Consider the following 18,357-nt stretch of genomic DNA (forward strand, 5'->3'; position numbering starts at 1 on the left):
GGGTTTCTCATCAGTCTGAGGCAGGATCGTCCTGCCTTTTCTCATTCCCCGCAGCCTCTCGCTTGACGTTCCGCTTTTTCCTTCAAATACAGATTACGCTCCAGCAGGAATCTCCTCATATATCTCTCGAGTATGAGTACATCTGCCAATTTCCCCAACACTCCAAGGGGAGACGTATAATCGAACGTATCGATCATCCGTGTTTTCTTTTCCCCCAACCGAATGAATTCATGCTTATGATAAAAGCGCTTGAACGCACCCTGCACCATTTCATCGACAAAAAACCACGGCTCCTCCATCTCTGTAATCTTGGCAGTCAGCCGCTGTTTGACGCCAAAATGAACCGCCTCCCAGGTCACGCTCTCTCCCAGTCGGATCAGTCCGCTGGTCACCCCGCCGATCGCCCTCTCCTGCGTCCGAGCCGTAGATTCCATATGACTGTCAATGCTTCGCGCCAGGTCAAAACAGATCTGTTGCGGGGCATCGATCTCTACCTCCATGCGAATGACTGGCATTCACACCCCTCCTATTGCGTTCCATTGGCTGGAGTGCGGTTGTATCCGAATGTCAGGGTCACCGTCGTCCCGTATCCCAGCTCGCTTTCGACCGCTATTTCCCCTTCATGCGCCAAAACCAATTGCTTGGCAATGGCCATTCCCAGTCCTGTCCCGCTCTCATTTTCCTCTGTATGGCCTCCCCGGTAATAACGCTCAAACAGGTTGGCCAGCGTATCCTGATCCATCCCAGGCCCATTGTCCTTCACCTTGACCTGGAAGCCTCCATTCCCGTAGGAACTCACTTCGACCAGCACCAGAGTCCCGGCAGGCGTATGCTTGATCGCATTCGCCAGGATGTTGATGATGATGCGCCTGAAATACGTCGGATCAACCTCGGCATTCAAGGATGTGACACTCGTTCGAAACTCAATCTGATGCTCGGACGCGATCGGATCGTTCACCATCTCCACGGTAATTCTTCGGATCGTTTCGACTGCCGCTATCTCTGTCTTCATCATAGGAAGCGCTTGATTTTTCAATCGATAGGTGAGCGTCAAGTCTTCGATCAGGCCGTTCATATAATCCGCCTTTTCCCGAATGGTTCGTCCAAATTGACTCACTTCCCCATGCTCCCACTTGTACTGCTCCGATTCCAGAATCGAGGCATAGCCAAAAATAGAGCTAAGCGGTGTCTTCAAATCGTGCGAGAGTCCGGTAATCCACTCTTCCCGCGTCCGCTCCACATCCTTTTGGCGCTGTTCATTCATTTGCAGTGTCTGGCTCAACCGGGAAAGGGCGTCGAACATATCCTTGAATACGGCAAATGACCGCTTCCACTTCCCTTTGCGGGTCTTTCCAACCCTGCGGCCCTTTCTGCCGACGGGCTCGTCATAATTCCCCTTCGCCAAGTGCTCCAGCCAAGTAACCATGTGCAAAAGCGGTTTGCCGACACGCAGCGCGTACCAGCTTCCCGCGATGACGACGGACGCAATCATGATCAGTCCGAATTGGAGAAGCATCGTTTTCATCATATTGTCAAACGATTCATCCGCAGTTCCCGGCTGATCGACCGGGTGACGCGTACCGACCAGATACATCCGCTCGCTCTTTTCATCATAGCGGCTCATGATGTACGCAGGAGCTTCTTCCTTCTCCAGAACTTCTATCAGCTCAAGCTGGGGAGCAGCAGCCGGATCGTTCCACTTCTGTAAAAGGCGCCCTTCGCGGTCGTAAATCGCATACCAGGCTTTTTTCTGCAAAAAGGTCTCCTGCAGTTCCTTCGTTGCTTCTGCACTGCCCGAAGATTCAGCAGCTTGCAAAAGGCTCATCAGCTCTTCTTCCGGCGCTGGCGTCCCGTATAAGACGATCACCTTCCGATCAAGCTGATCAACAACCCAATGCTTTACGTGGTATTGCTTGGACTGCACCATGGCCATCCACTCACCCGGCGTATAGCGGCTGGGTATATCAGCCGGAGACCGATACGCGTAGATCACGTTTCCTTGCTCATCCAGGATTTGCAGCCATCCCCGATGATTCTCTACGCTTTTCTCCACCCGCTTCTCTACCCGGATGCTCTCACCATCGTAAATAAGCTGAAACGCGATATCGGATGCGGTTAGGCGGGAGAGATCAACCTCAATATCTTCATGCAGCAATTTCATTCCCAGAACCGCAAGAGTAACGAGAAAACAGATGAGCAGCACCATGACAAAGCCAGAAAATTGACGAACATACTGGATAATCAGCTTTCTGCGAAGGTTCATAATGGTCTTCCGCCAGTCACCAGCTTGTAGCCCAACCCTCGAATGGTGACCAGATGCTTCGGCTGTGCCGGATTTTCCTCAATCCTTTGCCGCAGCTTGTAGATGTGCACCATGACTGTATTTTCATCAAATACGCCGTACTCGTCCTTCCATACATGATCGTAAATCTGCTCTTTGGTAAAGACGCGGTTGGGATGCTGGCAGAAAAACACGAGCAGCTGAAACACCTGTGCCGGGCAATCTACCTGTTTTCCATCTACGATCAGCTCTGCCGCATCCACGTTTACTTGAAAACGTCCAAAATCGTATACCTTATCCTCTGCTTTCCCGGGAATCCGGAAGGTGCGGCGCAGGTGAGCCTTCATGCGTGCCACGACCTCCAGGGGATGAAAAGGCTTCGTAATATAATCATCGGCTCCAAAAGCAAAGCCGCTCAATTTGTCAAAATCAGTCCCTTTGGCGGTCAGAAAAAATATCGGCGCCTTCGTCCGCTGCCGGATTGCTGCACACAGATCGAATCCATTTTGATCAGGCAGCATGACATCGAGGATCAACAAATCGTAAGACCGCTCCTCTACAAGGCGCAGCGCCTGTTCTGCCCTCGTGCAGGTATCGACATGCCGAAAGCCTTCTTTATTCATGACCGTCTCCAGCATTCTCAAAATCGCTTCTTCGTCATCTACGAGAAGTATTCTTGCCTCTGTTTCCACAGCGGTTCCCTCCCTCTACCCCATCCATCATATCATGGCTGGCCTTCACCCCGGCAAAAGTTAAGGTAATGGTAAGGTTGCGTTTCAGTGGAAGAAAGAGAAGCCATTTACAATAAAGGAGAAAGGAGCGAGGAAACCTATGTGGGCCATTTGCCAGCACGAATTTTTCCGATTGTTCAAGAGTGTGAAATCTTTGATTACCGTCGCCTTTATTGTAGGCGTCTCTTACTGGGTCTCCGATCTGGTCAATCAAGCGGCGAGCTTTTTCCCCGATCAGGAGCTTGCGCAAGGTCATGCGTTGGGCATCCTGTCGCTGGTGATGCTGCTCGGGCCGCTTTTTGTATTCAGCCTCTCCCATGACATCATAAATCGAGAGTTAGCCGGAAGAACAATGCGTTTTCTCGTCACGCGAACTTCACGTAAGCAGATCGTTTTGGGAAAGTTCTTGGGCGTTTGCAGTTTTTGGCTTGCCTGCATGCTGATTGCCTTCGGGGTAGTGTTGGCTACTGTCCACACCTTTGATGCCCCTACCTTTTGGAAATGTCTCTCTCTCCTGGTATACTGCATTGCCTTGGCCTTGCTGCTCTCTTTGGCAGTACCACGGCCCAGCTATACCATGTTCCTCGGGATCGTCATTGCACTCGTCTTGCCGGGTCTGGGCATCTGGAGCTTTGCTTCCAGCCATCCGGCCGCGCAATGGATCGCGTATCTGACACCGTACACATTCATGGAAAAAGGGGGAGCATGGATCAGCTTGGTCTGGCTGTATGCAGCTGTTTTCGTGACGGCTTCCGTTTTCTTGTTTCAAAGGAGAGATTGCTGATGAAAATTTTGGAGACTATTCAGTTGAGCAAACGTTTTGGAAATCGAACCGTGGTGTCTGACGTCAGTCTGGACGTGCAGAGCGGGGAAATCTTTGGCTTCCTGGGACGCAACGGAGCGGGAAAGTCTACGTTCATCAACATGCTGACAGGCATTATTCGTCCTACCTCAGGAGCGATCCGGATGTTTGGAAGCGATTCTCCTGCAGAACAATGGAAACGACGCATCGGTGTTCTGCCTGACTACTCGACATTTTACGACTCGCTCAGCCCTGCGGATCATCTCCATTATTTCGCCCGCGTGAAAGGTGTCCGCCTGACGAAGCCGGAATGCGCCCAAATCCTGAATTCTGTAGGACTGGAGGAGCATGCTTCGCGCAAGGCCAAGACCTTTTCCTTCGGGATGAAAAAGAAGCTGGGAATTGCCCAGGCACTGGTAGGCGACCCTGAGCTGTTGTTTCTGGATGAACCTACCTCTGGAGTGGATGTGGAATCAGCCCTGCACATCCAGGATCTGCTCCGGCACTTGCATCGGCAAGGCAAAACGATCTTCATGACCTCGCATAATCTGGACGAAGTAGAAAAGATCTGTACGCGTATCGCGATCATGAAAAACGGAAAAATCGGGTCGTTGGGCAGTCTGGACGAGCTGAGAGCCGCGCATCAGACATGGCGCCATGTACGCGTGCGCCACTCATCGCTTATCGAAGAGGAGTCGACCTTGCGCACCTTCGTAGAATCACTGGGTCGCAACGTCACGTGGGAGTCTGGGCGTCTTTCGCTGCAGATCGATGAGGAACAAAAAATAGCTGCGCTGGTTCGCGCCTTGGTACAGGCTCGTGTGGACATTTACGGCGTACACGTCGAGGAGCCTTCGCTGGAACGGATTTTTTTGGAGGAGGAAAACCATGTCTAATTTATTTCTTGCCTTGATTCTTGCCGCTCTATTGCTGTATCGCATCTATTGGGGAGGCGGCGTGTCGGGGAATCAAACCTACATTTCTATCAGCAGTGGTCTGATCGTGCTGAACCTGGTCATCTTCGTGGAAAAGTGGGTAAAGAGGCAGAGACGTATCAATCATTAAGATTTCATAAGAAAAAAGACAGGATACCCTGTCTTTTTTCGCATGGCTATAATTCACGACGACCTTCCAGCGCTTTGGTCAAAGTCACCTCATCCGCATACTCCAGGTCTCCACCCACCGGCAGTCCGTGCGCAATCCGCGTCACGCGAATTCCAAAGGGCTTGATCAGGCGCGAGATGTACATCGCCGTCGCTTCTCCCTCGATGTTGGGATTGGTCGCGAGGATCACTTCCTTGACCTGTTCATCGCTCAGCCGCTTCAACAGGTCCGGGATTTTAATATCCTCGGGCCCGATGCCGTCCATCGGAGAAATGGCCCCGTGCAGGACGTGATAATAACCCTCGAACTCCCGCGTCCGTTCCATCGCCACGACATCTTTGGGCTCCTGCACCACACAGATGATGGAGCCGTCCCGTCTTTTGTCCCGACACAAATGGCACGGGTCCAGGTCGGTAATGTTGTTGCAGACGGAACAGTAGTGAAGCTGACGCTTGGCGTTGACCAGTGCCTTGGCCAGGTCGAGCACATCGTCTTCTTTCATGTTGAGGACGAAAAAGGCTAGCCGTCCTGCGGTTTTTTGCCCAATGCCGGGCAGCTTCATAAAGCCTTCGATCAACTTGGACACCGGTTCCGGATAGAACATACGTGTATTTACTCCTTCAAATGCTTGGCATTAGAACAATCCCGGGATGTTCATTCCTCCGGTAAAGCGTCCCATTTCCTTGCCTACCATCTCATCCGCTTTGCGCATCGCATCGTTAACTGCGGCCAGAACCAAATCTTGCAGCATTTCGACATCTTCTGGATCGACGACTTCAGGCTTGATCACGATATCCTTCACTTGCTTGTGCCCGTCAACTGTCACAGTGACAGCACCGCCGCCTGCAGAGCCTTCCACTGTTTTATCTTTCAGACCTTCTTGCGCTTTCTGCATTTCTTCCTGCATCTTTTTCACTTGCTTCATCATTTGTTGCATCTGTTGCATGTTTTTCATTGAGGGGTCCTCCTTTGATTTCTTCCTACTCTTTTACTTCAATGAGCCCTTCACCTACGAGCTTGATCGCCTCTGCCAGAAAGGGATCTTGCTCTTCTTCGGCTGGAGCATCCGATTGGGCGGATGACTGCTCGACAGACTGCCACTCCTCCTCCATTACAGACAACAGCTGCAACGGCCTTCCGAGCACTGTCTGCATGACGTGTTCCACCACGCCTTTCAGCTCTGGCTCCATCGTCTTATCACAATGTATGGGGCTCTTGAAAACAACGACCACTGCATCTGCTCCAGCGGCTACTGGCTGCCCATTGACCAGCCACGCCTGATGCTGGATCTTGATCTTCTTCAGGTCGGACAATATTTGGCTCCATTGTCCCTGCACCTGTCTGGTCAAGTTGTGGTCCAGTGACTTGGCTACTTCCCGCACCTTGTTGAGCGGAGTCCGCGAGCCGCTCGCACTTGCAGCAGTACGTCTTGGCTCCGCCTTGCGAGGTTCCTCTGCTTTTGCCGGGCTTTGGATGCCAACCTGGCCAGAGAGGATTTGCGCCAGCCGTTCTTCCAGCACGCGAATGCGGTTTGACAAGCTGGATACTTCCGCGCTTCCGGGAGCTTCGCCCGGGCTTGCTCCAACTGCTGCTTCTGCCGTCGTCGAAGCAACAGGCTGACACAGCTTGACCAGCGTCAGCTCCACCAATACTCTTGCATAGGTAGACCATTTCAACTGGGTCAGCGCCTGATTGCACACCTCGATCTTGGCATACAGCTCGGGCAACGTGTGTTTTTGCGCCACCTCTACGAACTGGTCGTCGATCATGGTTCGTTCGATGATCTCTTCCAGCTGCGGGGCAGTCTTGAGCAGCAGCATGTCGCGATAGTAATACAGAAAATCCTGCAGGAACTGTTCGGGATCCTTTCCCTGTACCATCACCCGGTCGAACTGCTCCATCACCTTTGCCACATCTCGTTCCACGATATGCAGCGCCAGGGTGGAGAAGTACGATTGAGCCACTGTCCCTGTGATCTGCATGATGTCGCTTGCCCGAACCTCATCCTTGCTGTAGCTGATCGCCTGATCCAACAGACTCAAGGCGTCGCGGGCTCCGCCTTCCGCCAGCTTCGCCACCAGCTGCAAAGCTTGTTCTTCTACGCGCACCCCTTGCGACAGGCAAATTTTTTGCAAGAGATTGACCATGACCTGCAAGGGAATGCGGTGAAAATCAAAACGCTGACAGCGGGAAATGATCGTCGCCGGCAGCTTGTGCGGCTCGGTCGTCGCAAGGATAAACAGCACGTGGGACGGCGGTTCCTCCAATGTCTTCAATAATGCATTGAACGCTTCCGTCGTCAGCATATGCACTTCATCGATAATGTACACTTTATATCGGACGTCGCTTGGAGCAAATCTCACCTTATCGCGGATGTCCCGAATCTCCTCGACGCCGCGGTTGGAGGCGGCGTCAATTTCCAGCACGTCCGTGACGGAACCCTCCGTAATGGCTCGGCACGTCGCACACTCATTGCACGGCTCTCCATCCTGCGGCTGTTCACAGTTGACTGCTTTGGACATGATTTTCGCTGCACTTGTCTTACCCGTACCACGGGGACCGTTGAACAAATAGGCGTGGGAAAGCCGACCTTCGCGCAATGCGTTGCGCAAGGTGATCGTCACATGTTCTTGTCCGACTACATCTTCGAATGTCTGCGGTCGGTATACGCGATACAGCGCGGTATAAGCCATGTTCGTGTGACACTCCCCATCTGCACAGTCCTCTTCTATATCCTATATAGTATACACCATTGGCATAGTTCGTACAAAACGCTCATGTGTACGGGATACTCTTTTCCCGAAAAAAATCCCGGCACAGATGTCCGGGAAGATTTCGCTCTTTTTCACGTAACTATAAATACGGCAGCAGGATATGGAAGGTGGTGCCGTAGCCTTTGGAGGAAACGCGGATCTGTCCTCCAAGGTCGTGTATGATTTTTTGGCAAACCGAAAGTCCAAGCCCCGTACCTTCTTCCTTGGTCGTAAAAAACGGATCAAAGATTTTGTCGATGATGTAGACGGGAATGCCTGGGCCGGTATCGTGAATGTCGATGCTCATCTTGTCCCCGTCGTGATCGATATGATGAGAGATGCGCAGCGTCCCTTGTTCTCCCATCGCTTCTATACCGTTTTTGCAAATGTTGATAAATACCTGCTTGAGCAGCTCCGTATCCCCCACCGCCATCGGCAGCTTGCCGCGGGAAGCAAACTTCACCTCCACTCCGAACAAATGCGCCTGTGACTCCACAATAGGCAGGATTTCTTCAAAGATAATATTCAGATCGACGATGGAATACTGTACGTCTCGTGGCTTGCTTAACAACAAAAACTCGCTGACGAGGGAATTGATCCGGTTGATCTCTGTCAACATGATCTCGGTGTAAGCTTTCTCCCGGTCCATCCCGCTCTCGGTGAACGATTGCAGGAACATCTGGAGAAACCCTTTGATGGAGGTAAGCGGATTGCGGATCTCGTGGGCGGTACCAGCGGCGATTTGTCCAATCATGGCTAGGCGTTCATTCCGTTCAATTTTTTGTTCAAAGGAGCGCAGGTTGGTGATGTCCTTGAACAAAACAAAAGCGCCAACCGTCTTGCCTGATTCATCCTGAATCGTGTTCGCATCGACGATTAATTCGTAGCGCTGGGTATCATTGGTCCATGAAGTGGCGATATTATGCAGCTTGACGCCATCCAGCCATTCTTTTTTGATCAGGCGATGCTGCTCGGGAATCCCGGCAAACAACTGATCGACGTGTTTGTTCAAAATCTGCATCCGTTCCATCCCCAGCAATTTGCAGGCAGTCAGACTGGCTTCAACAATATGCGCCTCACGATCCAGCACGAACAGCCCCAGGCTGGTATCGTGCGTCAGCTTGTTGACGATCCTCTGTGCCAAATCTTGATCGGTCTCTCTCCCCAATTGAAAAAAATGCAGGAGATATAATGGTTTCTCGGCTTCCTGCAACAAGATCATAACTGGGGTTTTGCTCGACTTTCCCCATTTGTCCAGCCATTCCACCTCGACAAACCCTGCCGACTCGCTTTCCCGACTTATGAGTTCCTCATAGAACTCTCCGATGGATCCATTGGAAGGAAGAATGGTTTGCACAGCATGAGAGACCAATTGCTCCCGCGAATAACCGGTCACACGAAGCAGTTGTTCGTTTACTTCTACGATCCTACCCTCGTGATCGACCAATAAAACGGCAGTAGGCAGTTGATGCATGAACCGCTGCAATCGATCGGACGAGCCAACCTGGTGTAACGAAAAAGATGCACTCACAGCTTGTCCCTCCTGACCTATGACGTACTTCATCGCACAGGAAAGCATATCGTTTTTTCCCTCTAGGAAAATTCGTGAAAATGGAACAAAAACCTGCTCTATCAGGGGATGTGTTCGGGAGAAATCTTTCGCTAGTTCTCGCCAAAAAACAACAAAATCCTCTTTTATCGGTCCAAACAAAAAAGTGGTACGCCCCCGATTGGGACATACCACTCGTTGATTGCTGTATAGGTACCGTGCACCTATCTTCGATACTCCACATCCAAGCGTTACATATGGCTGCAGCTCAGACCAGGCTACCCTGCGGCACACGCGATGATCCACTTATGGCTGCTTCCTTCCGGACCTGACCAGGTTCATGGGTTCGCGTTGCACAGGACCCGATCCTCAACACCGCTACCATACGGCAGCCTCACATGAGAAGACCTAGGATAGGAATTCAACCCTGCTGTTGCGGATTGCAGGTTACAGGGCACCGCAACCTCCCCGTCTAGCACGGCACAATTAAGAATACCAAAGAAATGAGTGGTTAGCAAGGCGTAAAGCCATCCATTGCTGGAGAATGCTTCCCTTGCTTGTCCCGCATCCTACTCAAAGTCCGGTTTTTTCACCTGGAGAGCGCCTTTCTCATAGGCCTTTTTGAAATACTCGACGATTTGCGGATCAAACTGCGTGTGAGAGCAGCGCAGCACTTCTTCATAAGCTGTTTGAGCAGATACCGCTTGGCGGTACGAACGTGTAGAAATCATGGCATCAAACGTATCCGCTACTGCCAAAATCCGTCCCATCAGCGGAATCTGTTCTCCTTTTAACTGATGCGGATAACCGCGTCCATCCCATCGCTCATGATGATAGCGTATTCCTCGGCTGATGTGGGCAAGACTCTCAATCTGTTCTACCATATCTGCTCCGGTCGTCGGGTGCAGCTTGACGATTTCGTACTCTTCCGGCGTCAGCTTGCCTTCTTTTTGCAGAATGAGATCGGGGATGGCAACCTTCCCTATATCATGAAGCAAGCCTGCATAACGCAAATCATCGCGGGGCAGCATCCGCTTTTGCGACTCATCCATCTGATCGTAGATAGCCAAGGCATATTGGGCGACACGCTCCGTATGCCCTGCCGTATAAGAATCCTTCATCTCCACCGCCAGGTACAGACTGCGTACGATTTGATCCAAGCCATTTTCGGAGAGGGTGGTTTCAGGATGTGTTTCACTGTGGGAACCCTTCTTCCAACGATACATCCAAAATGCTCCGCATATCCCCAAGACCCCAACGATCAGATTGATACCACAATACAGGCAATGCATCCAATGGAGAGGGGACGGGTGAGAGACATGCACCTCTTCTTGCTGACGGTCACTTTCAACCCATATTGTGCCCGAAGTGTCGGCTGAAAGCCACGTATCTCTTGCATTCTCTATTTGGATTTCGTGATTCAACAGAAAGCAGTAGATTAACAGAGTCGAGAGTAGGCATACAAGAATCGTCATGAACAATAATCGGGCCTTGATCTTTGAAAACACCATCCTCCTCCTTCTCCGCCTGTTGCCCTGGGCGCAACGGTATAAGAGTTGCGAAATTTTTCAAGGACTGCATCATATCCTTATTTCCACGTAAAGAGGAAAGATAAACCTTTTTTACCTATCATTTCGAAATCAAGAGGAGGAAGATGGACAAATGCAAGCTTCCGTATTATTCTAAGCTACGGATTGGAGAACGAAATCAAGTAAGGAGATACAGGCATGCGATATATGCTCTTGGTCTTTTTCGGGGCTTGCAGTTACGGAATTCTTTCCACGATCGTCAAGCTCGCGTACAGCCAAGGATTTTCCCCATCACAAGTCATAGGCGGTCAGATGGTCTTTGGGTTTCTTTTAACCTGGATTCCTGCGCTCTTCTTTCTGCGCACCAAGCCGCAAAAACGTCTGCTGCTGCTTTTGGCAGGTGTCGGCATCGCAGTCGGAACAACAGGAATCCTGTACTACAATTCACTGCAGTACATCCCTGCGTCGCTCGCTATCCTCCTGCTGTTTCAATTCACCTGGATGGGGGTTTTGGCAGAAGCCATCATGACGCGCAAACGTCCGGACAAACCGACGCTGGGTTCTCTGCTTCTGCTGTTTCTGGGAACGATGCTGGCGGGAGGACTGCTGGAAAACGGGGGGCTGCAGCAATTTCAGCCTTTGGGAATCATGTTCGGATTGCTCTCAGCCGTCTCGTACACGCTCTTCATTATTTTCAGCGGCAAAACTGCCTTGAGTGTCAATCCCTGGCTCCGCAGCTCCAGCATGTCCACCGGGTCGCTCCTGTTGACGTGTCTCATCTATCCGCCCGTCTTCCTGATCGACGGCACACTGTGGGAGGGGTTGTTCCCTTATGTTTTCTTGCTGGCGTTGTTTGGTATCCTGATCCCCACAGCCTGCTTCAATTTTGGAGTGCCGCATGTCGGAGCTGGAATGGCCACGATTCTCGGAGCGGCAGAATTGCCGACGGCCGTCTTCGCATCCGCCATCGTCCTGCAGGAGCAGGTAAGCTGGCTGCAAGTCGCTGGTGTAGCCATCATCCTGCTGGGAATCATACTGCCCAAACTGGTGCAGCGCAAACAGCCCAAAACCGCCTCACCCGCCGCCTAATCAGACCAGAAAACCCACCCGAGTGGAGCTGCACGCTCTTCACTCAGGTGGGTTTTTGATAATCTCCAAGCTCCGTAATATAGATGCCAGCAAGCATCAGCACGACCCCTGTCCAGATGATGGGAGTCACAGGCTCGCCCCAAAGCAGCCAGGAGAAAAGAAAGGCGAATACCGCCTCTAGTGAAAGCAGGATGCTGACATGGACCGGAGGCGAGAATTGCTGCGCTTTGATTTGCACCACATAGGCGAGCAAGGTCCCGATCAGGCAGTCGAACAAAAAGGCAAACCAGCCATACGGACTCAAGCCCTGAGGCATCGGCTCGACGAAGAAGGCAATGACCAGATCGATGACCCCGACCACAAGCAATTGGATCATGACGAACATGAGGGAATCGACCTCTATCCGCTCCTCATATACGCGATCAACCAATAATATGTGCAGGGCAAAAAAGATGGCGCATAGAAAAACCAGAACATCCCCAAAGGCAATGCCTGTCCACCCCTCATCCCCTGATAAAAACACCAGTCCTGCAAAAGCGAGGAGGCTGCCCGTCACGGCTGCTTTTCCCACGGGCTTGCGCCGCCATAAGTAATACAGAAAGGGAACGATGACGACGTTGGTCCCCGTAATCACTCCTGCTTTTCCCGGGGTGGTCCGGTCGATGCCGAGAATTTGGAACGTGTAGGCTGCGCACAGGACGATCCCGCAGATCAATCCCTGCACCCAAACCTCCCGACTCACCCCTCTCATTCGCCTCCAGACAAAGGGAAGGAGAATCAGGGATGCCAATAAAAAGCGCGTGCCCAAAAAGGTGTAGGGGGCTATCTCTGTCAGGATGTCTTTGCTCAAGACAAAGGTATAGCCCCAGGCCAGCGCAATGAATAGCAAGGATGCATCCGCCCAGATCAATTGCTTCTTGGTTGCCACTCAAGTCTCTCCTCTTTCATGGGGTTGCAAAGATCTCCCCAGTCTGTACCGGAGACTATTGTAACACTAGCTTATCAACCTTCGCGCGATTTTTGTAAGCCTAGCAATCGGGGTCCTGGTCGACCTTTGCCTGTACACGGAGTTTCTTTTCTTTGTATTTCCTGTAGCCAAACACACACCCTATCACGACCACGATCAGCACCGCAATGGCTGGCGCGATTCCCCGGGTGAACATGTTCAGAAAAGCATCTATACTCGTTGCTTGATCTCCAATCACATACCCGACCAAAAATAGAATCAGTGTCCATACCAGACCGGTCGTATAGGAAAACAGCGCATAGCGGCGAAATGTCATCTTTCCGATCCCCACCAGGTAGGGCACCACATGACGCACCACCGGGAGAAAATAGCTGATGCACAATGCGTAGCTGCCATAGCGCTCCAGCAAAGACTGGGCGCGTTCAACGTGCCTGTTCATCCCTTTTTTCTTGCTGATCCAATTCAACGCGGGAGCACCTAGGGTTCTGCCCAGCACATATCCGAGAGACAAGCCGGACACGACGCCAAGATACGTGGCGATAAAAGCAGGGATTATACTCAGTACACCAATCGAAGTCAGCACTCCAGCTGACAATACAATAACCTCATCCGGAATGGGCATTCCTACAATACCCAACCACAACGTGAAGAAAAGAGCCGGATACCCAAACTGACCCACGGATTCACTCAGTATCTCTATACTCATCTTGTTCCGTTCCTCCTACTTTTCGCAAAGGGTACCCGTACACAGATGAACGCGCATCTGCACCGCCCACTATACAGGCAAGCACACCGTTCAGGCGACTTGTAAATTTTAGCAGAAACAGGTGCTCCGTCTCAAGGTGGAGACAAAAATCGCGCTCTTGACGGTATCTGTCGATGAGTCGATGCAGTACAATAAGAACATACACTGGTTCGGCTACCTTTAGGAGGGTCATACATGGATCACAATGGCGTTAAAGCAATTACTCATGCAAGTGCATTTTTTGCACCTTTTCTGGTGCCCCTGCTCGTCTGGCTGCTGATGCAAGACCAACACGTCAAAAGAATGGCATTGCAAGCCTTGCTCTTCCATATCGCAATTGGACTGTTGATCAGCATCTCCGCAATATTTTCCTATATTTTGATCGGGATTCCCTTCTTGATCGTGTTCGGTCTGATGGGCATCTACTATCCGATCAAAGGCGTCATTTATTCGCTCCAAGGACGTCCATTCCATTACCCGATCATCGGGTCCCTGGTCGGGTACTAATTCTAATTCACACAACCGATAGACAGACGCAAAAGACCAGCGCTTCCTGTGAGCGCTGGTCTTTCCCTATTCTCTTGGGGCTATTATTTCTTTTTGACAGGGCCGCGCCAGACGGAGATGCCTCCGCGCAAATGGGACAGTTTATCATAGCCATGCCTTTTCAGAACTTTGGCCGCCTGTTTGCTGCGCACGCCGCTGCGGCAGTAGAGCAGAATCTCGTTTTTGGGGGAAATTTCCTTGACCCGATTGTTCAATTGGGATAAGGGAATATTGACTGCTGAAGGAATATGCCCGGCTTTATACTCGTGCGGCTCTCGTACGTCGACGAGCAATACGCCGCTTCTTTGGTTGACTCGCTCTTTGAACTGATCGGCACTCAGGTTTTGCAGTCCTTTGACAGGAACAAAACGCGTTACCAAAAACCAGGTGAGCAAGGCGTAAACAGCGATTAATAGGATGGTTGTAAAATCCATACAAACATACGCCCTTTCTATCTAGCGGCTTTTCACCAGCAGTTCGATTGCTTCCTTCACCATTTTTTCCGGGTCCTTGCCTGTCCCCTCTTCTTCCAGCAAGCAGCGCTGCAGATTTTCGGCTACGATCTGGGCAATGGCTCGATCGGAAGCATTGCGGACTGCCGATAGCTGAGCTACGACTTCCTTGCAATTTTTCTGCTCGTCCATCATCCGGAGCACGCCTCGAATCTGTCCCTCGATCCGGCGCAATCGTCTTTTCACATCTTCACCATACGTATAGTCCATCTGCTTTCCCTCCGTTCCATTCATACGTATACCTGTATTCTATTATAGACGAAATCAGGGAGGTTAGATAAACAGATTCACTTTGGCCCGGGTGGCATCTCCGAGATAGGCAGCTACGCCAGCGAACTCCATCCCATCCACCAGCTCTTCCTTTTGCAGACCCAAAAGGTCCATCGTCATCGTACAAGCAACCAGCTTGACTCCTTGCTCCTGCGCCAGCTCTATCAACTGCGGCAGCGACAGGGCATTGTGCCTTTTCATGACATGCTTGATCATGGCTGGCCCCATTCCCAGCATGTTCATTTTGGACAGACCCAATTTTTTCGGTCCCCTTGGCATCATCCAGCCGAATGCTTTCTCCAGCCAGTTTTTCTTTACGTTGACGACCTCGTCTTTGCGCATGGTGTTGAGACCCCAGAAGGTGAAGAAGATCGTCACATCATGGTCATAGGCGGCAGCTCCGTTCGCAATGATGAATGCTGCAATTGCTTTATCTAAATCCCCGCTGAACAGGACAATCGTGGTTTTTTCCTTTTCCATTTTCCTCATGGCTCCTTTGTTGTTTAATACATATACCCCTATATGTATACTAAAGCCTTTGAGGTTCTTTTGCAACTAAAAAAGCAGGCACCCAGTAAAAGGCGCCCGCTTCATCAAGATAGAAGGGCAATGATAGACAGCCAAAAGTACAGACCCGCCAGTGTCAGCAACAGGGTCGGAACAGTGAGTACGATTCCTGTCTTGAAGTACTGGCCCCAGGTGATGCGTACCCCTTTGCGGGACAAGACATGCAGCCAGAGCAGAGTGGCCAAGGAGCCGATCGGCGTGATCTTGGGACCCAAATCGCTGCCGATGACGTTGGCGTAGATCAATGCTTCCCGAATGATCCCGGAGGTTTCCGTCCCTTGGATCGCCAATGCACCGATCATCACCGTAGGCAGATTGTTCATCACAGACGAAAGCACAGCAGACAGAAATCCCATACCGACTGTAGCCGACCACAGCCCTCGATCGGCAATGGCCTGAATCAGTCCACCCAACGCATCCGTAAGCCCTACATTTCGCAATCCATACACGACCACGTACATGCCAATCGAAAAAACGACGATGGACCAAGGAGCCTCTTGGATTACTTTTTTGGTCTGAATGCTTTGGCTGCTTCGCGCGGCCAGAAGAAATATCAAGGCAGCCGCCCCAATCACGAAGGAGACGGGTATCGCCAGTGCTTCGCTTGCCAAAAACCCGATCAGCAACAGGCCAAGGATGACCCAGGAGAGGCGAAAAAGCCGGAGATCCTTCAAGGCTTCCCGTGGTTTCCTCAAGTTGTTCAGATCGTACTCCTTGGGAATGTTTTTGCGATAATAAAGGTAAAGAACCAACAAACTGGCACCCAGGGAAACAAAATTGGGCACGATCATCCGGGATGCATACTCCATGAATCCGATATCGAAGTAGTCAGCCGATACAATATTGACCAGGTTGCTGACCACCAATGGCAAGGATGTCGTATCCGCGATGAAGCCGCTCGCCATAATGAACGGCAAAATCATGGAGTCCGGCAATTGCAGGGCGCGCACCTGAGCCAGCACGATCGGCGTCAATATCAGTGCTGCGCCATCATTGGCGAAGAAGGCAGATACAGCCGCCCCCAACAACACAACGTAGACGAACATTAATGTCCCGCTTCCCTTGGCGAACCGGGTCATATGCAAGGCAGACCATTCAAAAAAGCCGATCTCGTCCAGGATCAAGGAAATGAGAATAATAGCGACGAACGCCAAAGTAGCGTTCCAGACGATCCCGGTGACAGCTGCGACATCATCAAAGCTGACGACCCCGCAGATCAATGCCAATATAGCCCCGCCCGTCGCGCTCCAGCCTATGCCAAGCCCTCTCGGCTGCCAAATGACCAGCGCAATGGTCAAGGCGAAAATCAAAAAAGCCAACCACACTTCCACCATGATCTCTCCCACCCTGTCTTTCTTCATACCTTTAGCATTATATAACGAGATGGTTTAACAACGAGTAAATGTTTGAAAAAGCAAAGGACCAGCTCACAAGATTGGTTCTTGTGACTGGCCCTTTGCTATTGTCTTGCATCTATGCCGTTTTTTCCGTATCGTCTGTATTTGCTGTCCCCAGCTTTTTCTTATATTTGGTGTAATAAATCAAGGTCAGGAACAACAGCCAGGGAACGCCCACGATCCACGAGATATTCCAGAATTCGGCGTCCAACCCCATCGTGATGAGTATCGCCGCGATCAGCACAACGCCAATGATTTGCAGTACCGGGAAAAGCGGTGCGCGGACCGGAAGCTTTTCCCCGCCGCGTTCTTCCCACAGCTTGCGAAATTTCAGATGGGAGAGCAGCGTCAGCAGCCAGACGTACAAGGCCCCAAACAAGGCGATGCCAAAGAGGTAATTGTACGCCAGGGGACTGATTTTGGAAATAAGAGCGGCCACCGCTACACCCAGGCTGGAAAGCAGGAGGGCATTGACCGGGGTGCCGTTTTTGGACAGCTTGCCCAAAGCATCGGGCGCAAATTGGCTGCGCGACAGGGAAAAAATCATCCGCGACGTCAGATACAGGTTGGTGTTCATGCTGGACAGCGCCGCAGTCATGACAACGAAGTTCATGATGCCGGCAGCCGCTGTGATGCCGACGTGATCGAACACAAGCACAAACGGACTTTGCGAAATTTCCTTCGCACCCGCGTGAATCCAGGGCACCACTGCAATCATGATAGCCATCGCCAGGAAGTAAAACACGATCAAGCGCACGACCATCGTTCTCATGGCACGCGGAACCGCTGTCCCGGGATCCTTCGCTTCCCCTGCTGTCACCGCGATTACCTCAACCCCTACGAAGCTGAAAATCGCCATCAGCACAGCCATCCAGACACCGCCGAAGCCGTGCGGCATGAACCCTTCGTGTTTTGTAAAGTTTTCAAAGCCCACTGCCGGAGTGCCGATCCCCAGCACTACCGCAATACCGAAGATTATAAAAGCAATAATTGCCACTACTTTAATCATAGCAAACCAATATTCAAAGCTGCCGAAGTTCTCGACCGAACGGGAGTTGACGTAAATCAAGGCTGCCCCGAAGCCCAACGTCCAGATCCATACCGGAATATCAGGGAACCAGTAGGTCATGTAGATCCCCACTGCGACAGCCTCGCCGCCTACGGCGATGACCTGAGCGGCCCAGTACGTCCAACGGGAGGTAAAACCAGCCCAGCCCCCAAGATATCTCTCTGCATAGACGCCAAATGAGCCTGCAGTCGGATGGGCGACCGCCATTTCTGAAAGACTGAACATCATGATGACGGCGATAAAGGCTGCGATGACGTAACTAAGGATGACAGCTGGCCCTGCATAGCTGATGGCGATCGCACTGCCCATGAACAATCCTGTCCCGATTGCGCCTCCCAAGCCGATCATGGTCAACTGTCCTTTTGTAAGTCCTCTGTGCAGACCGGATTCACGCTCCACGAATTGATCCTTCATCCTGATTCCCCCCTGTTGTTCTGTCAAAATTT

20 protein-coding genes and 1 other RNA gene are annotated in these 18,357 nt (G+C 51.5%); 5 read left to right on the top strand and 16 right to left on the bottom strand.

From position 1 onward, the window contains the following. Nucleotides 1-41 precede the first annotated feature (41 nt). From EDM58_RS21085 to EDM58_RS21095, 3 genes are read right to left on the bottom strand one after another with little or no spacing between them, the layout of a single operon-like run. Nucleotides 42-515 (bottom strand): SRPBCC family protein, encoded by a 474-nt coding sequence (locus EDM58_RS21085; RefSeq protein WP_122915081.1) that lies wholly within the window; start codon nt 513-515, stop codon nt 42-44. 11 nt (nt 516-526) lie between these two features. Then, nucleotides 527-2,263: a sensor histidine kinase gene (locus EDM58_RS21090; RefSeq protein WP_122915082.1), complete on the bottom strand. Its 1,737-nt coding sequence runs from the start codon at nt 2,261-2,263 to the stop codon at nt 527-529. After that, nucleotides 2,260-2,973, bottom strand: coding sequence for a response regulator transcription factor (locus tag EDM58_RS21095; protein WP_122915083.1), 714 nt, complete (start codon nt 2,971-2,973; stop codon nt 2,260-2,262). The genes EDM58_RS21090 and EDM58_RS21095 overlap by 4 nt, the downstream gene beginning before the upstream one ends. A gap of 139 nt (nt 2,974-3,112) precedes the next feature. On the opposite strand from EDM58_RS21095, the gene EDM58_RS21100 reads away from it, so the two are divergent. From EDM58_RS21100 to EDM58_RS25860, 3 genes are read left to right on the top strand one after another with little or no spacing between them, the layout of a single operon-like run. Continuing rightward, nucleotides 3,113-3,796, top strand: a complete 684-nt coding sequence (locus EDM58_RS21100) for an ABC transporter permease (protein ID WP_122915084.1) — start codon at nt 3,113-3,115, stop codon at nt 3,794-3,796. Next, nucleotides 3,796-4,710 carry an ABC transporter ATP-binding protein gene (locus EDM58_RS21105; protein WP_122915085.1) on the top strand — a complete coding sequence of 305 codons (915 nt, stop codon included), beginning with the start codon at nt 3,796-3,798 and terminating at the stop codon, nt 4,708-4,710. The genes EDM58_RS21100 and EDM58_RS21105 overlap by 1 nt, the downstream gene beginning before the upstream one ends. Next, complete coding sequence (locus EDM58_RS25860; protein WP_183187582.1) at nt 4,703-4,879, top strand: hypothetical protein; 177 nt, start codon at nt 4,703-4,705, stop codon at nt 4,877-4,879. The genes EDM58_RS21105 and EDM58_RS25860 overlap by 8 nt, the downstream gene beginning before the upstream one ends. 46 nt (nt 4,880-4,925) lie before the next feature. On the opposite strand, the gene recR is transcribed toward EDM58_RS25860, so the two are convergent. From recR to EDM58_RS21135, 6 genes are all read right to left on the bottom strand, one after another. Beyond that, entirely contained in the window at nt 4,926-5,522 is a 597-nt protein-coding gene (gene recR, locus EDM58_RS21110) for a recombination mediator RecR (RefSeq protein ID WP_023558950.1), read from the bottom strand. Nucleotides 5,523-5,552: 30 nt separating this feature from the next. Further along, complete coding sequence (locus EDM58_RS21115) at nt 5,553-5,864, bottom strand: YbaB/EbfC family nucleoid-associated protein (protein ID WP_031306192.1); 312 nt, start codon at nt 5,862-5,864, stop codon at nt 5,553-5,555. 34 nt (nt 5,865-5,898) lie between these two features. Next, the gene (dnaX, locus tag EDM58_RS21120; RefSeq protein WP_122915086.1) at nt 5,899-7,611 is read right to left on the bottom strand and encodes a DNA polymerase III subunit gamma/tau; all 1,713 of its coding nucleotides are present in this window, start codon (nt 7,609-7,611) and stop codon (nt 5,899-5,901) included. 160 nt (nt 7,612-7,771) lie between these two features. Continuing rightward, on the bottom strand, nt 7,772-9,202 hold the full coding sequence (locus EDM58_RS21125) for an ATP-binding protein (protein ID WP_122915087.1): 1,431 nt from the start codon (nt 9,200-9,202) through the stop codon (nt 7,772-7,774). 234 nt (nt 9,203-9,436) lie between these two features. Next, an RNA gene (gene ffs / locus EDM58_RS21130) (signal recognition particle sRNA large type) lies at nt 9,437-9,701 on the bottom strand. Nucleotides 9,702-9,789: 88 nt separating this feature from the next. After that, nucleotides 9,790-10,446, bottom strand: coding sequence for an HD-GYP domain-containing protein (locus EDM58_RS21135; RefSeq protein ID WP_246000930.1), 657 nt, complete (start codon nt 10,444-10,446; stop codon nt 9,790-9,792). A 501-nt stretch (nt 10,447-10,947) separates the two neighbouring features. On the opposite strand from EDM58_RS21135, the gene EDM58_RS21140 reads away from it, so the two are divergent. Then, nucleotides 10,948-11,838, top strand: a complete 891-nt coding sequence (locus EDM58_RS21140; RefSeq protein WP_122915089.1) for an EamA family transporter — start codon at nt 10,948-10,950, stop codon at nt 11,836-11,838. Nucleotides 11,839-11,881: 43 nt separating this feature from the next. Here the strand turns inward: EDM58_RS21140 and EDM58_RS21145 are convergent, their stop codons facing one another. Together EDM58_RS21145 and EDM58_RS21150 are read right to left on the bottom strand one after the other, a co-directional pair. Further along, entirely contained in the window at nt 11,882-12,766 is an 885-nt protein-coding gene (locus EDM58_RS21145; RefSeq protein WP_122915090.1) for a DMT family transporter, read from the bottom strand. 100 nt (nt 12,767-12,866) lie between these two features. Next, nucleotides 12,867-13,511: a DedA family protein gene (locus tag EDM58_RS21150; protein WP_122915091.1), complete on the bottom strand. Its 645-nt coding sequence runs from the start codon at nt 13,509-13,511 to the stop codon at nt 12,867-12,869. 234 nt (nt 13,512-13,745) lie between these two features. Here EDM58_RS21150 and EDM58_RS21155 point away from each other — a divergent pair, with 234 nt between their 5' ends. After that, the gene (locus EDM58_RS21155) at nt 13,746-14,057 is read left to right on the top strand and encodes a DUF4870 domain-containing protein (RefSeq protein WP_023558958.1); all 312 of its coding nucleotides are present in this window, start codon (nt 13,746-13,748) and stop codon (nt 14,055-14,057) included. 83 nt (nt 14,058-14,140) lie between these two features. Here the strand turns inward: EDM58_RS21155 and EDM58_RS21160 are convergent, their stop codons facing one another. The 5 genes from EDM58_RS21160 to EDM58_RS21180 all read right to left on the bottom strand — a co-directional run bounded on the left by EDM58_RS21160 (nt 14,141) and on the right by EDM58_RS21180 (nt 18,325). Continuing rightward, the gene (locus EDM58_RS21160; protein ID WP_122915092.1) at nt 14,141-14,530 is read right to left on the bottom strand and encodes a rhodanese-like domain-containing protein; all 390 of its coding nucleotides are present in this window, start codon (nt 14,528-14,530) and stop codon (nt 14,141-14,143) included. A gap of 21 nt (nt 14,531-14,551) precedes the next feature. Continuing rightward, on the bottom strand, nt 14,552-14,818 hold the full coding sequence (locus EDM58_RS21165) for a metal-sensitive transcriptional regulator (RefSeq protein WP_031306196.1): 267 nt from the start codon (nt 14,816-14,818) through the stop codon (nt 14,552-14,554). A gap of 63 nt (nt 14,819-14,881) precedes the next feature. After that, nucleotides 14,882-15,358, bottom strand: coding sequence for a DsrE/DsrF/DrsH-like family protein (locus EDM58_RS21170; RefSeq protein WP_122915093.1), 477 nt, complete (start codon nt 15,356-15,358; stop codon nt 14,882-14,884). A 113-nt stretch (nt 15,359-15,471) separates the two neighbouring features. Next, nucleotides 15,472-16,779 carry an arsenic transporter gene (locus EDM58_RS21175; RefSeq protein WP_122915094.1) on the bottom strand — a complete coding sequence of 436 codons (1,308 nt, stop codon included), beginning with the start codon at nt 16,777-16,779 and terminating at the stop codon, nt 15,472-15,474. Nucleotides 16,780-16,918: 139 nt separating this feature from the next. Continuing rightward, nucleotides 16,919-18,325, bottom strand: coding sequence for an amino acid permease (locus tag EDM58_RS21180; protein ID WP_122915095.1), 1,407 nt, complete (start codon nt 18,323-18,325; stop codon nt 16,919-16,921). Between the last annotated feature and the right edge of the window lie 32 nt (nt 18,326-18,357).

Origin of the sequence: Brevibacillus panacihumi, assembly GCF_003710985.1 — a bacterium.
Classification (GTDB): Bacteria; Bacillota; Bacilli; order Brevibacillales; family Brevibacillaceae; genus Brevibacillus; species Brevibacillus panacihumi.

Coding starts and splice junctions, on each gene's coding strand:
- EDM58_RS21105 (WP_122915085.1), top strand. CDS start 3,796: ATGAAAATTTTGGAGACTATTCAGTTGAGCAAACGTTTTGGAAATCGA.
- EDM58_RS21180 (WP_122915095.1), bottom strand. CDS start 18,325: ATGAAGGATCAATTCGTGGAGCGTGAATCCGGTCTGCACAGAGGACTT.
- EDM58_RS21085 (WP_122915081.1), bottom strand. CDS start 515: ATGCCAGTCATTCGCATGGAGGTAGAGATCGATGCCCCGCAACAGATC.
- EDM58_RS21165 (WP_031306196.1), bottom strand. CDS start 14,818: ATGGACTATACGTATGGTGAAGATGTGAAAAGACGATTGCGCCGGATC.
- EDM58_RS21135 (WP_246000930.1), bottom strand. CDS start 10,446: ATGTATCGTTGGAAGAAGGGTTCCCACAGTGAAACACATCCTGAAACC.
- EDM58_RS21150 (WP_122915091.1), bottom strand. CDS start 13,511: ATGAGTATAGAGATACTGAGTGAATCCGTGGGTCAGTTTGGGTATCCG.
- EDM58_RS21170 (WP_122915093.1), bottom strand. CDS start 15,358: ATGGAAAAGGAAAAAACCACGATTGTCCTGTTCAGCGGGGATTTAGAT.
- EDM58_RS21100 (WP_122915084.1), top strand. CDS start 3,113: ATGTGGGCCATTTGCCAGCACGAATTTTTCCGATTGTTCAAGAGTGTG.
- EDM58_RS25860 (WP_183187582.1), top strand. CDS start 4,703: ATGTCTAATTTATTTCTTGCCTTGATTCTTGCCGCTCTATTGCTGTAT.
- EDM58_RS21115 (WP_031306192.1), bottom strand. CDS start 5,864: ATGCAACAGATGCAACAAATGATGAAGCAAGTGAAAAAGATGCAGGAA.
- recR (WP_023558950.1), bottom strand. CDS start 5,522: ATGTTCTATCCGGAACCGGTGTCCAAGTTGATCGAAGGCTTTATGAAG.
- EDM58_RS21160 (WP_122915092.1), bottom strand. CDS start 14,530: ATGGATTTTACAACCATCCTATTAATCGCTGTTTACGCCTTGCTCACC.
- EDM58_RS21090 (WP_122915082.1), bottom strand. CDS start 2,263: ATGAACCTTCGCAGAAAGCTGATTATCCAGTATGTTCGTCAATTTTCT.
- EDM58_RS21140 (WP_122915089.1), top strand. CDS start 10,948: ATGCGATATATGCTCTTGGTCTTTTTCGGGGCTTGCAGTTACGGAATT.
- EDM58_RS21175 (WP_122915094.1), bottom strand. CDS start 16,779: ATGGTGGAAGTGTGGTTGGCTTTTTTGATTTTCGCCTTGACCATTGCG.
- EDM58_RS21155 (WP_023558958.1), top strand. CDS start 13,746: ATGGATCACAATGGCGTTAAAGCAATTACTCATGCAAGTGCATTTTTT.
- dnaX (WP_122915086.1), bottom strand. CDS start 7,611: ATGGCTTATACCGCGCTGTATCGCGTATACCGACCGCAGACATTCGAA.